Source organism: Klebsiella sp. GW_Kp182 (assembly GCF_040062275.1).
GTDB classification, from domain to species: domain Bacteria; phylum Pseudomonadota; class Gammaproteobacteria; order Enterobacterales; family Enterobacteriaceae; genus Klebsiella; species Klebsiella michiganensis.
This window is the reverse complement of sequence record NZ_JBEAFQ010000040.1, coordinates 39,485-53,658: the sequence shown is the minus strand read 5'-3', so window position 1 is coordinate 53,658 and position 14,174 is coordinate 39,485. Positions and strand designations below refer to the sequence as shown.

The 14,174-nt window shown below is 48.3% G+C and carries 13 protein-coding genes and 1 pseudogene; 8 read left to right on the top strand and 6 right to left on the bottom strand.

Translation table 11 applies throughout. From position 1 onward, the window contains the following. Window positions 1-2: 2 nt before the first annotated feature. Both ABLU88_RS17145 and ABLU88_RS17140 read right to left on the bottom strand, forming a co-directional pair. On the bottom strand, window positions 3-647 hold the full coding sequence (locus ABLU88_RS17145; protein WP_004848024.1) for an ABC transporter permease subunit: 645 nt from the start codon (window positions 645-647) through the stop codon (window positions 3-5). Continuing rightward, on the bottom strand, window positions 644-1,741 hold the full coding sequence (locus tag ABLU88_RS17140; protein ID WP_109241007.1) for an ATP-binding cassette domain-containing protein: 1,098 nt from the start codon (window positions 1,739-1,741) through the stop codon (window positions 644-646). Before ABLU88_RS17140 ends, ABLU88_RS17145 begins: the two co-directional genes overlap by 4 nt. Window positions 1,742-2,248: 507 nt before the next feature. On the opposite strand from ABLU88_RS17140, the gene hutU reads away from it, so the two are divergent. The 6 genes from hutU (at window position 2,249) to ABLU88_RS17110 (ending at window position 9,094) form a co-directional block, all read left to right on the top strand. Continuing rightward, window positions 2,249-3,925, top strand: coding sequence for a urocanate hydratase (gene hutU / locus ABLU88_RS17135; protein ID WP_348837280.1), 1,677 nt, complete (start codon window positions 2,249-2,251; stop codon window positions 3,923-3,925). Between the two features lie 52 nt (window positions 3,926-3,977). Further along, window positions 3,978-5,372 (top strand): cytosine permease, encoded by a 1,395-nt coding sequence (locus ABLU88_RS17130; RefSeq protein ID WP_348837278.1) that lies wholly within the window; start codon window positions 3,978-3,980, stop codon window positions 5,370-5,372. An 11-nt stretch (window positions 5,373-5,383) separates the two neighbouring features. Beyond that, window positions 5,384-6,592 carry an imidazolonepropionase gene (gene hutI / locus ABLU88_RS17125; RefSeq protein WP_348837275.1) on the top strand — a complete coding sequence of 403 codons (1,209 nt, stop codon included), beginning with the start codon at window positions 5,384-5,386 and terminating at the stop codon, window positions 6,590-6,592. Next, window positions 6,585-7,394: an N-formylglutamate deformylase gene (gene hutG, locus ABLU88_RS17120; protein WP_025107233.1), complete on the top strand. Its 810-nt coding sequence runs from the start codon at window positions 6,585-6,587 to the stop codon at window positions 7,392-7,394. Before hutI ends, hutG begins: the two co-directional genes overlap by 8 nt. Before the next feature lie 531 nt (window positions 7,395-7,925). Continuing rightward, complete coding sequence (locus ABLU88_RS17115; RefSeq protein WP_348837272.1) at window positions 7,926-8,195, top strand: hypothetical protein; 270 nt, start codon at window positions 7,926-7,928, stop codon at window positions 8,193-8,195. Continuing rightward, window positions 8,192-9,094 (top strand): DapH/DapD/GlmU-related protein, encoded by a 903-nt coding sequence (locus ABLU88_RS17110; RefSeq protein ID WP_049070918.1) that lies wholly within the window; start codon window positions 8,192-8,194, stop codon window positions 9,092-9,094. Before ABLU88_RS17115 ends, ABLU88_RS17110 begins: the two co-directional genes overlap by 4 nt. 396 nt (window positions 9,095-9,490) lie before the next feature. Here ABLU88_RS17110 and ABLU88_RS17105 read toward each other — a convergent pair whose 3' ends face one another. Both ABLU88_RS17105 and ABLU88_RS17100 read right to left on the bottom strand, forming a co-directional pair. Further along, window positions 9,491-10,831, bottom strand: coding sequence for a reverse transcriptase domain-containing protein (locus ABLU88_RS17105; protein ID WP_348837268.1), 1,341 nt, complete (start codon window positions 10,829-10,831; stop codon window positions 9,491-9,493). Beyond that, complete coding sequence (locus ABLU88_RS17100) at window positions 10,828-11,391, bottom strand: SLATT domain-containing protein (protein ID WP_134899154.1); 564 nt, start codon at window positions 11,389-11,391, stop codon at window positions 10,828-10,830. The genes ABLU88_RS17105 and ABLU88_RS17100 overlap by 4 nt, the downstream gene beginning before the upstream one ends. A gap of 581 nt (window positions 11,392-11,972) precedes the next feature. Here ABLU88_RS17100 and ABLU88_RS17095 point away from each other — a divergent pair. Continuing rightward, window positions 11,973-12,185, top strand: a pseudogene (locus tag ABLU88_RS17095) (IS3 family transposase); the annotation flags it as partial. A gap of 148 nt (window positions 12,186-12,333) precedes the next feature. After that, window positions 12,334-13,128, top strand: a complete 795-nt coding sequence (locus ABLU88_RS17090) for a hypothetical protein (RefSeq protein ID WP_348837266.1) — start codon at window positions 12,334-12,336, stop codon at window positions 13,126-13,128. 35 nt (window positions 13,129-13,163) lie between these two features. Here the strand turns inward: ABLU88_RS17090 and ABLU88_RS17085 are convergent, their stop codons facing one another. After that, window positions 13,164-13,436, bottom strand: a complete 273-nt coding sequence (locus ABLU88_RS17085; RefSeq protein ID WP_049071841.1) for a hypothetical protein — start codon at window positions 13,434-13,436, stop codon at window positions 13,164-13,166. A gap of 41 nt (window positions 13,437-13,477) precedes the next feature. Then, window positions 13,478-14,116: a DUF4145 domain-containing protein gene (locus ABLU88_RS17080; protein WP_049071843.1), complete on the bottom strand. Its 639-nt coding sequence runs from the start codon at window positions 14,114-14,116 to the stop codon at window positions 13,478-13,480. Between the last annotated feature and the right edge of the window lie 58 nt (window positions 14,117-14,174).

Genomic DNA, 14,174 nt, shown 5'->3' with positions numbered 1-14,174 from the left:
AATTATCCTCTCTGAGGTTGCCAGCGGCTGAGTTGACGAGTGGCGTAAACCACCAGCATATCCAGCAGCAGCGCCAGAATGATGCTGAGCGCGATCCCGGCGATGATGGGCGTCAGAAATTGCAGCTGGAAGCCCAGGGTAAACAGCGAGCCGAGCTGCGGTGCGCCAATTAATGCCGCGACGGAAACGATACTGACGTTAGACACCACGGCAACGCGCAGGCCGGAACCAATCACCGGCACGGCCAGCGGCAGGTCGATCTGGAAAAACTGCTGAGCGGGTTTATACCCGAGCGCTGCCGCGGACTGACGGGTATCGGCCGATACGGAGTCCAGCCCGTCGCAGACGGTGCGAACCAGTAGCGCAAAGCTGTAGATGGTCAGTGCGACCACAACATTAATGGGGTCCAGAATCTGCGTGTGGAGCAGCGGGGGCAGCAGCACAAACAGCGCCAGGGAGGGAATGGTATAGAGTAGGCCAAACAGGTTAACGATCGCCGACTTGACCGATGGCAGGTGGTGAATGCCCCAGCCTACAGGGATCGCCAGAATTAACCCTATCACTACCGGCACAATTGCGAGATAGCTGTGCCAGAGAAACAGGTTGAAGATTTTATCGCTCTGCGCCCATAGCCAATCGAATCTCATGCTCCCTCCTGGTGCGTGGATTTACACATGTCGAGTACTTGATCGAGGTGGATGGTCCCCTGCGGGATTTGCCGTTCATCGACGATCACGGCCCGGTGGTTGGGCGAGCTCAGCGCAGCGTCCAGCAAATGGCGCAACGGGCTCCCCTGCTGGTGGAACGTCGCCCCCAGATTGATGTTGTCGTGGGTAATTGCTGTTGCCGGCTGATGGGTGTCGAACCAGCCAAACGCTTTGCCGTTTTGGGTAACCAGCAGCCAGCGGTCGATGGCCATCTCTTTGGCCTGCTCGAAGGAACAATCCAGCTCGGCATAGGGCTCGTCGCGTAACCCGGTTTCTGTGTCGGCGGCGTGGAAACTCAGTTTGCGATAGCCTCTGTCTTTGCCGATAAAGTCCGCCACAAAGGCGTTTTGCGGCGTATTGAGCAGTTCGCCTGGAGAGGCCATCTGCGCCAGCTTGCCGCCAGGTTTAAGTACCGCGACCAGGTCGCCGAGCTTCATGGCTTCATCAATATCGTGAGTGACCATAATGATGGTTTTGCTCACCTCTTTCTGAATACGCAAAAACTCTTCCTGCAGCTGTTCGCGGACCACCGGGTCGACCGCGCTGAACGGTTCGTCCATCAACATAAACTCCGGGTCTGCCGCCAGGGCGCGGGCAACGCCCACGCGCTGCTGCTGGCCTCCGGAAAGCTGCCAGGGGAAGCGTTTGGCGATTTGCGGATCCAGACCGACGACTTCCAGTAATTCCCCGGCCCTTGCTCTGGCTTTACTTTTGGCGGCGCCGTTGAGAATCGCGGTGGTGGCAATGTTGTCGATAATGTTTTTGTGGGGGAATAAACCTGCATTTTGAATGACATAGCCAATACGGCGGCGCAGTTGCACGATATCCATTTGCTCGGTGGCTTCGCCGTTAAGCAGGATCCGGCCCGATGACGGTTCCACTAACCGGTTAATCATCCGCAGTGAGGTGGTTTTTCCACAGCCCGAAGGGCCGACAAATACCGTAATTTTGCCACCCGGCGCTACCAGGCTAAGGCCATCTACTACGACCGAACCGTTGTCGTAGTGCTTAGTCACATTCTGGAAGGTAATCATCTTCACGCCTCTGATTGTTGTGTGTGGTGTTCCCGAATGCAGGGGAGTCACGCGACAAAATGCTGCTATGTATAATCTTGTATGTACAACTAGCAAAACTTGTGCCACTGCCAGAGGGATATGCAATGAGATGGTTATTTAGTTAATTTAAAACAATTGCTTATAGTCTATTTGCGTTATCTGGCACTGCCGTCTATGGCGAGATAAGAAGTCATGACGAGATAGAAAATGCACTAGTGTTATCTTTTTGTGATGTTTTAGTGCACAAAAATAAGGCGAAGAGCTGTATTTTTGCACCAAAATGGCCCATCATCACGGTGTGTTCACGAGTGTATAGCGCAGTATGTCCTTCTGTTTTTATGTTAATTTGTTGAATTTTATTGGTTTTATAAATTAATTTCTAACCTGGCATCCAATATGCTTATCATGTATATACAATTAAAATGCAAATAACAAAACTAACAATTAATTAACATATGACAGGTAACGGATAAGAAGGTAAAGCGCATGAGTAAACAAGCAACCCGTTTTCGCGATGTTGAAATCAGAGCCCCGCGAGGCACTAAGCTGAACGCAAAAAGTTGGTTCACAGAGGCGCCGCTGCGCATGCTGATGAACAACCTGGATCCTGATGTCGCCGAAAATCCAAAAGAGCTGGTGGTGTACGGCGGTATTGGCCGGGCGGCCCGAAACTGGGAATGCTACGACAAGATCGTTGAGACCCTGAAGCAGCTCGATGATGATGAAACGCTGCTGATCCAGTCCGGTAAACCGGTGGGGGTTTTCAAAACCCACGACAACGCCCCGCGGGTGCTGATCGCCAACTCCAACCTCGTACCGCACTGGGCAAACTGGGAGCACTTCAACGAGCTTGATGCACAAGGTCTGGCGATGTACGGGCAAATGACGGCCGGCTCATGGATCTACATCGGCAGCCAGGGCATTGTTCAGGGCACTTACGAAACGTTTGTGGAAGCCGGGCGCCAGCACTATAACGGTAGCCTGCGCGGACGCTGGGTGCTGACAGCGGGCCTGGGGGGGATGGGCGGCGCTCAGCCGCTGGCCGCAACCCTGGCGGGAGCCTGTTCGCTGAATATTGAATGCCAGCAGTCGCGTATCGACTTCCGTCTGCGTACCGGCTATGTCGATGAGCAGGCCAGCGATCTGGATGACGCCCTGGCCCGCATCGCCCGCTATACCGCAAAAGGAGAAGCGGTATCCATCGCGCTACATGGCAACGCGGCGGAAATTTTACCGGAGCTGGTAAGACGCGGCGTGCGCCCGGATATGGTGACCGACCAGACCAGCGCACACGATCCCCTCAACGGTTATCTGCCGCTGGGCATGAGCTGGGAAGACTACCGCGCTCGCGCGCAGTCCCACCCGGTGGAGACGATCAACGCGGCGAAATCCTCAATGGCCGAACACGTTAAAGCCATGCTCGCCTTCAGGCAGCAGGGCATTCCCACCTTCGATTACGGCAACAACATCCGCCAGATGGCGAAAGAGATGGGGGTGGAAAACGCTTTTGACTTCCCAGGCTTTGTTCCCGCCTATATTCGTCCGCTGTTCTGCCGGGGGATTGGCCCATTCCGCTGGGCGGCGCTTTCCGGCGATCCGCAGGATATCTACCGCACCGACGCGAAAGTTAAAGCGCTGATACCCGATGATGAACACCTCCACCACTGGCTGGATATGGCCAGAGAGCGCATCAGCTTCCAGGGGCTGCCGGCCCGGATCTGCTGGGTCGGCCTGGGACAGCGCGCCCGGCTGGGCCTGGCGTTTAACGAAATGGTCCGCAGCGGCGAGCTGTCGGCACCGATCGTGATCGGCCGCGATCATCTTGACTCCGGCTCTGTTGCCAGCCCTAACCGCGAAACGGAAGCGATGCAGGACGGCTCCGACGCGGTCTCCGACTGGCCGTTGCTGAACGCGCTGCTGAATACCGCCAGTGGCGCGACCTGGGTTTCCCTGCACCATGGCGGCGGCGTAGGGATGGGCTTCTCCCAGCACTCCGGCGTCGTCATTGTATGCGACGGCAGCGATGAAGCGGCGGAGCGCATCGCCCGGGTGCTGAGCAACGACCCGGCCACCGGTGTGATGCGCCATGCGGATGCGGGTTATGACATCGCGATTGAATGCGCCAGAGAGCAAGGACTCAACTTGCCAATGATTGCGGACTAATTTCTCCGGCGAAGGGGACAATGTATCCCCTTCGCCTCACCGGAGTGCTGCCATGAATAATAACAACACAACATACATCGAAACACGTTCTATTGAACCCATCCCTGACGGTGAACGCCACGGTAGCATTTTTAGCCAGTTCACCCTGTGGCTGGGGGCTAACCTGCAAATCACCGCCATGGTCACTGGCGCATTAACTATTGTATTCGGCGGGGATGTTTTCTGGTCGCTGGCCGGTCTTATGCTGGGGCAGATTGCCGGTGGGATTGTGATGGCATTGCATGCCGCGCAAGGGCCGCAGCTGGGGATACCACAGATGATCAGCAGCCGGGTACAGTTCGGCGTCTACGGCGCCTGCCTGCCGATTCTGCTGGTCTGCCTGATGTACCTTGGCTTTATCGCCACCGGGGCGGTGCTGTCCGGCCAGGCGATCTCAGCGGTTTTCCATACTACGGAAACCAGCGGCATTCTGCTTTTTGCTGCCGCCACACTGGTTATCGCCTATGTCGGCTATCGGTTGATCCACCTGTTGGGTAAGCTGGCGAGCCTGGTGGGGATTATCGCGTTTATCTACCTGCTGTGGAAAATCAGTTCCTTTCCGGCTATTGGCGACCTGCTGAGTATCCGACCCTTTAGCTGGAGTACGTTTTTAACCGCCACCGGCCTTGCGGCTTCCTGGCAGATCACCTTTGGCCCCTATGTTGCCGATTATTCCCGCTATCTGCCGCGCAGCACCTCTCCCGGGAAGGTCTTTTTCGCCGTCGGGAGCGGTTCGGTGATTGGTGCGCAAACCGCCATGACCGTCGGGGTGCTGGCTGCCGCTCTCTCTCAGGGAAAACTGGTCGGTCATGAGGTGGACTATATCGTCGGCCTGGGCGGCACCGGCGCGATTGCCACGCTGTTATATCTGAGCATCGCGTTTGGTAAACTGACGATCAATACCCTGAATGCCTACGGCAGCCTGATGTGCCTGGCGACGGTGTACAGCTGCGGGAAGCAGCGAGTGCGCATAAGCCAGTCGGTACGTCTGCTGGTGCTGGCGATGATTATTACCCTGGCGACCGCTATCGCGATTATCGGGCAACACTCTTTCCTGTCGGCTTTTAAATCCTTCCTGTTGTTCCTGTTGACTTTCTTTACACCGTGGAGCGCGATTAACCTGGTGGATTACTATTTCTTCAACCATCAGGCGATAGACATGGAGGCGCTGAACGATCCGAACGGGAAATATCGGGCGTGGAATGTGACGGGGCTCGGGGTTTATCTCGTTGGAGTGGCGGTACAGACGCCGTTTATTGATAGTGGATTCTATTCCGGCCCATTTGTGAAGATGCTGGGCGGTATCGATATCTCCTGGCTCATTGGGCTGGCGCTACCGGCGGGGCTCTACTATGTCCTGCGCAAAGCGCAGTCCGCAGCGGCGGCTGGCGCCGCCATCAGTCGTTAAAGGAGAGCGTCATGTATACCCTTTGGCACCACTGCCGGATCGCCACCATGGCCGCTGGGCATTATCAGTTGCTTGACGATGGCGCGATGCTGACCGACGGCGCAGTGCTGTTATGGGTCGGGAACTGGGCAGAATTGCCGGACTTACCCGTTGCGCAGCGGGTGGATTTACAGGGCAGGGTGGTCACGCCGGGACTGGTGGATTGTCATAGCCACGCGGTGTTTGGCGGCGACCGGGCCCGGGAATTTGAAATGCGTCTCAACGGGGCGAGCTATGCGGAGATCGCGGCTGGCGGCGGCGGGATCGCCAGTACAGTCAACGCCACGCGACAGGCCAGCGAAAGCCAGTTGCTGGAGAGCGCGCGGCAGCGTATCCGGGAGCTGTGCCGGGACGGCGTAACGGCGCTGGAGATCAAATCCGGCTACGGCCTGGATCTGGCTAACGAACGTAAAATGCTGCGGGTGATCCGCCGTTTAGGCGACATATTGCCGCTGACCGTGCGCAGTACCTGCCTGGCGGCCCATGCGGTGCCCGTCGAGTATCAGGAGCGGGCGGATGCCTGGATTGACTATATTTGCGAACGACTGCTGCCGGAACTGCATCAGGAAGGGCTGGTGGATGCGGTAGATGCGTTCTGCGAACACCTGGCATTTTCGCCCTCGCAAGTGGAGCGGGTCTTTCAGAAGGCCCGGGAACTGGGGCTGCCAGTGAAGCTCCATGCTGAACAGCTAACGCTACAGCATGGGGCGGCGTTGGCCGCTCGCTACCATGCGCTGTCGGCGGATCATCTGGAATATTTGTGCGAAGAAGATATCGCCGCAATGGCACGCCATGGGACAGTGGCGGTGCTGCTGCCGGGCGCCTATTACTTCCTGCGTGAGAAACAGCTACCGCCGCTGGATCTGCTGCGTCAGTACCGGGTGCCGATTGCCCTCGCCAGCGATTTAAATCCCGGCACCTCGCCGGTGTTGTCCCTGCGTCTGATGATGAATATGGCCTGTACGCTATTCCGCATGACGCCGGAAGAGGCGTTGGCTGGCGTGACGCTTAACGGCGCGAAGGCGCTGGGGCTGGATACAGTTTGTGGTTCTCTGGAAGCCGGAAAAGAGGCCAGCTTCGTGGCGTGGGATATCGCTCATCCGGCGGAGCTAAGCTACTGGCTGGGAGGCTCCCTTTCGAAACAGATGATTTATCAAGGTAAGGAGGTTTATTGTGATTAAGGCGTTTGATTTGCAGCAGGGGAACCTGCCGCTTCTGGTCAGTATGCCCCACCCGGGAACGTTATTAACCCCCGAAGTCGACCAGGGGCTCACGCCGAGGGCGAAGCGTCTGGAAGATACCGACTGGCATATTCCCTTGCTCTATCAGACCATCGCGGACATGGGAGCCAGCACGTTATGCGCCCGTTATTCCCGCTATGTGGTGGATATCAATCGCCCGGCGGATGATAAACCGCTTTACAGCACGGCGACAACCGGGCTGTTTACCGATATCTTTTTTGACGGAGAAGCCCTGTTCGTGCCGGGCGGTGCGCCTGACGCGGCGGCGAAGGACGCGATCCTAAAACAGGTCTGGCAGCCTTATCACCAGGCGCTTGCCGCTGAACTGGCACGCCTGCGTGAGAAATTTGGCTATGCGCTGTTGTGGGATGCGCACTCGATCAAATCCGTGGTGCCGCGCTTGTTTGAAGGGCGGCTGCCGGATCTGAACTTTGGTACGGCGGACGGCGCCAGCTGTTCGACGCAGCTCAGCCAGGCGCTGCTGGCAAGCTGCAATGCGTTCCCGCAGTATAGCCGGATACTCAATGGCCGCTTTAAGGGCGGATATATCACCCGTCACTATGGCGATCCCGCCAACCATATTCATGCTGTTCAGCTAGAAATGGCCCAGTGCTGCTATATGGATGAGGAGAGCTTTGCTTATCTTCCGGAGAAAGGGCAGCAGGCGCAACAACTGCTGGAGAGGTTGATTAATACTGCGTTGCAGTGGGGACGAGAGCAGTACGGCGAGCCCGGAATGTGAACGCGTATATTGAAAAGCTGAAGACACAGGCATCCGAAAAGTCTGTAAAACAGCCGAAGGCGATAAGAAAGGTCAAATAAAGCGACGCCTTACCGCCTGCCTGGCTTCTTCTGAAGAGAGGGGGAATGCGGGCCGTTAGCGGAACCCCCTTATATCCCCGTCTTTCAGGGCGGGGATCCTGCTTCAGCACTAACGCTATGCGATCGTTGTGTCAGCACTTTCACCTGCACGGGCCATTGCAATTGATGATGTTGATCCAGAAAAGCAGAATGGCGAGATGAATCTGCTTTCAACACAAGCATTCTCTGGTCATGAGTTTTATAAATTACAATCCAAAGTAACCAAATCGCTTACTGAGAGAAAGTATAAGACTCCTGCCATATTTAAAACCGTTCCTGGATCGAGATTCAGAACTGAGGAACAGAAAAATTTAAAGAGCTTTATCCATTTATTCAGGAAAAGATCCCACATCTGTTCAGTGAATCTCTTTATATTTCAGGGCTTGCACGTAACTTATTCGACTGTGAGTCGGTGCGTTACCGCCTTGCTCCCGGGGATGCAATTGCATTCGATAAAGACGTATTCCATAAAAGTAATCGATTTTTACCGGGTCCTCAGTTATCACGTCGCGCATTTGTAATGCGCTTTATTGATGTAAACTCTCGCTATAATCAGGTGAATTCCGATAAAACAGGGGACGATGTATCAGTTCTGGTTAACAAAATGATTGTTGGTAATGGTAATCACTTTGATATACAAAAAGGAACGGTTATCAGAACAACATCAGAGGCAAAAAAATGAGTACGTATATCATCAAGAGAACGGGTAATCGGTACATTGATATCAGCAGCGGCAAGACAATTGATGCTTATTATCCAAATGGAGACATGAATAAGCGGTCCTGTCTTGCCGTTAAATATAAAATTATCGGCTGCGAATCCTTCGAAATTGAGACAGACATATCAAAGGATATCATGTCAACAGAAGATGCTTATCTCCGTTTACATCTTCTTTCATCCCGTGAATACAAACCGAATGAAATAAATCTGGAAGGAATTTTTCAGCACCTGCCAAATGTAGCCTGGACGAGTGCAGGCCCAGTATTCCCGGAAGATGTACAACGTTTACGTCACCTTATTGCGGATGATTATCATCAGCTTACCGTATTCAGCGTTGATAAATTTCCAAGGATGGTTGACTACACTATACCTTCTGGCGTGCGTATAGCTGATGCTGACCGCGTTCGTCTGGGTGCCTACATTTCTCAGGGAACGACTGTTATGCATGAAGGTTTTATCAACTTTAATGCAGGTACGTTAGGACAATGCATGGTTGAGGGGAGGATCACCCCGGGGGTAACTGTCGGTGATGGAAGTGATGTCGGGGCAGGTGCCTCAATAATGGGAACCCTGTCCGGTGGCGGTAAACAGAAAAATCAGATAGGTAAAGGCTCATTACTGGGGGCTAATGCAGGGATAGGGATCTCTCTGGGAGATTCCTGCATTGTAGAGGCCGGGTTATATGTGACGTCAGGGACGAAAGTGACGCTGCCGGACGGTTCTGTCGATTATGCTCGCAATTTGTCAGGCAAAAACAATCTTCTATTCCGACGTAACAGCGTGACTGGTAGTGTTGAAGTGCTGACAACTAACAGCAGTGTATGGGGAGGAGTTAATGCCGTTCTTCACCAGAACGACTGACGCCCTCAATACTTCCGCAGACCGCGTCGCACTGGTTAGTGGTGCGACGGGGAAAGTAGGGCAAAGAAGTGTTAAGTTGCCCACGCCTGTTAAACCAGGACTTTCCCGGCCGCGGCATACGATTTCGTAGCGGGGTATCTGACTGATGACCTCACAGCCGCCGAATTTCAGCACCGATATCTGAATAGCCGGCCTTGCCTGGTTCAGCTTTTACAGCAGTAACTGATAATGGTTGTAAGTGCCATACTTACCGCCCGCAATAATGTAGTCCTGGCTCGCCATTGATTATCCCCGCTACCTTGTTCTCGAAAGAATAAAAGCTGAAGCGCAATAACAGGGGGAATATTATATCTCATCATATCCCTGAGCATCAGATGAAATTAATGATGATTAATATCAGTAGCCAGCATCTTTAACATCTGTTTCAATATCCTTAACTTGTTTAGCTATTCTTTTATTAAAATTATACTCGATTTCTTCATCCGTTAAGTTTTCAGTGCTTTTATTAAAATAATTATTTAATACATAAGTTTTTTGATCTAGATTATATTTGTCAAAATTAGGAACATATTTGGTTTCACGCCTTTTATGTTTAATTTGATAGTGAGCACGTACAAATGACTTTAATTGCAAGTTAACATTATATCGTTTACAGAGTCTAGCAATGAAATCATCTAGAGAATGAAGCAACGTTATATCATTAATTTCTGAGAAAAAGTATAACCATCCTTTTGATTTTGATTGGAATACACATCCAGTAATCCTCAAATTTATACGCCACGTTAAAAACTCCTGACTTTTAATACTGGAGTGTTTAAACCCTGTAAAGATCGATAATATAGATTGTCGCAAGTTATCAACAGAACCATCACGTGCTGAAACCTTACCTCCCTCGCTAAAATAATATCCCAAGTAACCAAACTTACTTTCATTTAATAAACCCATACTAGATTTTTCTGGATTCTTGATAGGATCATAGATTTTAAGTCCTAACCTTCTGAACTTTACAAGAACACTTTCTATCAAAGATACTGCCTTATCTGAACGACAAAGGATCATTAGGTCATCAACATATCGAAAGTATGAAACATCGTCTCTTGATGAAAAATGTTTATCAATATTCATCAAGTATATTGCTGCCAATATATTTGAAATTGATAATCCTTGAGGTACACCACATTCATTAGGTTTATCACTTGCATTAGGCTTAGAAACCGTTGGTGAACTAATTGCTTTACCTATTAGGGATAATATATTTTTATCTCTAATTTTTGATCTAAGCCTTGATATTAGCTTATTATGTCGTATTGACGGATAAAAATTTGCCACATCAAACTTCATAAAATAATCATACTGCTCACTCAAAATAATATTATTAACTTTAACCACCATATTCTGTGGCAACTCAAAACTTAAATCAAATGCGTAAACCTCTTGCAAGAAATCACAAATAGCTCTTAAGGCGATTCGGTCTCTAATTGTAGGGATTGAAATTTCTCTTGGAGCCTTTCCTTTACCTTTACTTATAAGCTTTAGTTTGTATTTGTTGAAGCGATATGTACCAGCCAAACACTTTCTTCTAATTGTTTCTATTTCGTGATCATGAAAGCGCCAAAAAACTTCATGAGACATATTATCGACACCTGTTGCCGCTGATAACAGAACCACTTCTTTGTAAATTCTTTTTAAATTAGATAATTGAAAATGCTTGAGAAATATATCATATGCACTCATCATGCGGCTCTCAATGAAAACAAGATAATAAAAGGGAAAAGAAACAGAAAAATAAATGATGCTACATTACGAAGAAAAAGCATAGCTATCATGGAGAAATGGATAAAAGTAGGTTTTTTCGTTAAAAGCCTTTTATCATTCGTATTAAAATATTCGTCAACTATGGCTTTCGCAAAATCTTTTTCTAAATGGTTTTCTGACGAACCTAACACTGCTTGATATTCTTTATCCAACTCGGCAGAATTTGTATGGGAAAGTGATGCTGTATGTATTACACTCAATCGTTCGTAACACTGTTTAATTAATAATGCGCGCCCTTTGAAATTCATATTATTGATGAAAAGAGTCAACACTAAAATTAACACTGACAAAGAAACCATTATCGCTGCTTCTTCTATCTTTTGAGCAGGTTTTACTAAGGTGTAAATAGAATAACACACTAAAAAAGTTGAATACCAAAGCAACAGAAGTTGAGAATAGTAATCAAAATTAAGAAGGCGTCGCTCAGATTTTATTTTTGCTTTTCTTGTCCACCAAATTTTATCAGATAAATCGCTCATCATATAATCCCTAATTAATGTGAGGCGCCAAAGGTAGTAATAAGTAACGCCTGTAAACAGACTAGTCAGACTAGAGGCTAAGCCTCCCAAAATTAGTTGCACCCATTTGGTATGGATGATCGCAGGTGAATCACCTACGATACGCCTCAGAGGAAATGTACTATTTTTTATTACAAAAAGAAACTTCAAACGACCAAAATCGCACTAGACTGCACCCGTCTGCGGTTTTCAGATCGCAAAATTTTTCAGTTGGGATTTTTTACAAATGATAACGCCAGACCGCGCCACAACAGGGGATATACAGCGAGCAGGGAACTGAAAAGAGTGAAAAGAATTTCAGTTTTTTTCAGTTCAGCTTTACTCCAACATCTCCATCGCTTGATTTAACTTATTGATAGTAAAGGGATATAAAATTTTAAGTGGGATTATTCATGATAACTAACGACACACGTAAAAATTACCAATCTGATTTTTATACACATTTTCTCTTAAGAAACTGAAATTTAATGAACCGAAGCCGGGAAAATTTTGTTACTCCCGGCGAACCGTTCACTTGCTCTCTTTGGCGGCCAGTAAGAGTTCTAATGAAGTATGTCTTCATCGAAAAACATCAGGCTGAGTTCAGCATCAAAGCTATGTGCCGTGTACTTCAAATTGCCCATAGCGGTTGGTACATCTGGCATCAGCGTCGTCATCAGATAAACCGGCGTCAGCAGTTCCGCCTTGTCTGTGATAACCTCGTCCGGGAGGCATTCAGTGACGCAAAACAGCGCTATGGTGCGGCACGCCTGACGGATGTGTAAGCAGTCCCGAAAGGCTACCGCTGTCCGAGCGTGAAGGCTTTCGATACTGAAATAAATGCGAAGTACAATTGACTTACTGAGTATAATTAGAGCGTTTTTTTAATGTATAGTATCTCTACGTTATCTCAATGAGTATAGAGTTATGCTAAAGAGTGTCTGGATTAAGAGTTCTTTTCTTTTCATTGCGTTAGCTTTTATTTTATTTGGTGTGTATACAACTTTTAGCTTAGATTCCACTCGCGGGGCAATTATAATAATAACGGGCTTCGGATTAATAATACTCACTCAGTTTGATTGGGGGGAAATTAAAGTTCTTGGTTTAGAAGCAAAGCTAAGAAATACAATTAATGATGCAGAGACAGTTCTTGAAAGCCTGAGGAATATATCAATACCAATATCTGAAGTTTCTATTTCTTTAGCCGCCAGAACTGGACGCTGGGGCACAGCTACACCCAATAAAGAACTTTACACATTAGTTAGTTCAATATCTAAAGAACTGAAAAAGATTGGTGTTACTGAACATGACATTAATAAGATAAAAAAAGATTGGTTTCACTATACTATGTTTGATATGTGTAATATTCTCGTTAGTGAAATCTCACAGAAACTTTATGCACATCGTACTGAATCCCAAAGAAAATATGATGAATGGGTTGGAGGGGAGACTATTTCAGACTTGATAAAACAAAACGAGATGTTTGAGGATTTAAGAAAAGTAGATCTTGAGATAGAAAATTTACATTCTATTTTAAAGGAAAGTAATCACCAAAAAATATATCATTCTATTCAAAATTTAGTTGATAGAAGTGTTTCATTAACACAGGAAGAAAAAACCTTGTTCTGGATAAACAATCAAGAACTTTGGGAGGATATAGGATATTTCCTTGAGAATAAAGAATTACGTAGGCCTGAGTTCTGGCTTAATCGTTCAGAATGACAATACCACATGAAAGGGGCATGATGCCCCTCAGTTCAAACCTCAAACAGATCTTTAGAATCTATTTCTAACCAATCACTATCTTCGAACATAACATATACCTTAGTGATCCCCTGTTTAGTAAGATCTCGCTTAGGAAAATCTGGTTTAGGAAATACTCCACGAGGTATTGAGGATGCGGGAACATAACGTGACGCTAACCCCTCTAAAACTCCATTAATCTGATCATACCCGTCAGATTCATAATCCTCCTCTTTCCATATCCCATGATGGAAGTATTTTATTTTGATAATTTTCTTATCAGACATTTTAATTCCTTGCTGTGTGTTATATTTCAATTACTCTAGGGTTATATTTGTTTATCTCTGTTTTCGATACCCTTTCTTGCCCGTTCCGGCATGCTGTTAAACATAGCCTCAACCTCTTTTGGCCTAGTAATCTGCTCAGTAACTATGATGTTGAGCAATCTGAAGAGACCATGAGCCAATTGCGGGTCGTCATCCAGATTAATTTCGCCCGGATGGACTGCCTGATTACCTACTATTCTACATATATCAGCGGCTTTCTGAACTAGTGGAGACAGGCCTTTAGCTACAAGTGACTTAATGTCCGTATCGATGTGTTTTCCTGGTTCACCTAGGTGGACCATTAACTTCTGAAGACTCAAGCGCAGAAGTGCAGCAGCCCCCTTAGGAGATAAATTGACGATACTTCTGGCTTCCATATAGTCAGACTTACAGTCCTCTGGCATATCGGGGTTTGGCATCTCTACAGTACCAGATGCAGGAATAATCAAAGATTCATTATACCAATGTGCTAGTTTGTTACAGTGGCTACACAGTGATACAACCACATTTCCAGATCTCGTTTCGTTAGAGTAACTGTAGGGTTTATAAACCAATGGAAAAAAATCTTGATGAGCAAATACATTACAACAAGGGCAGTTAAACTCTTTTTTTCCGTATTCTGCAGGATAATACTCAGCCATTTATTTCAACCCCTTAAAAGTATTGTCATTTTGTGATGTTTCTGATCACAACAGGAAG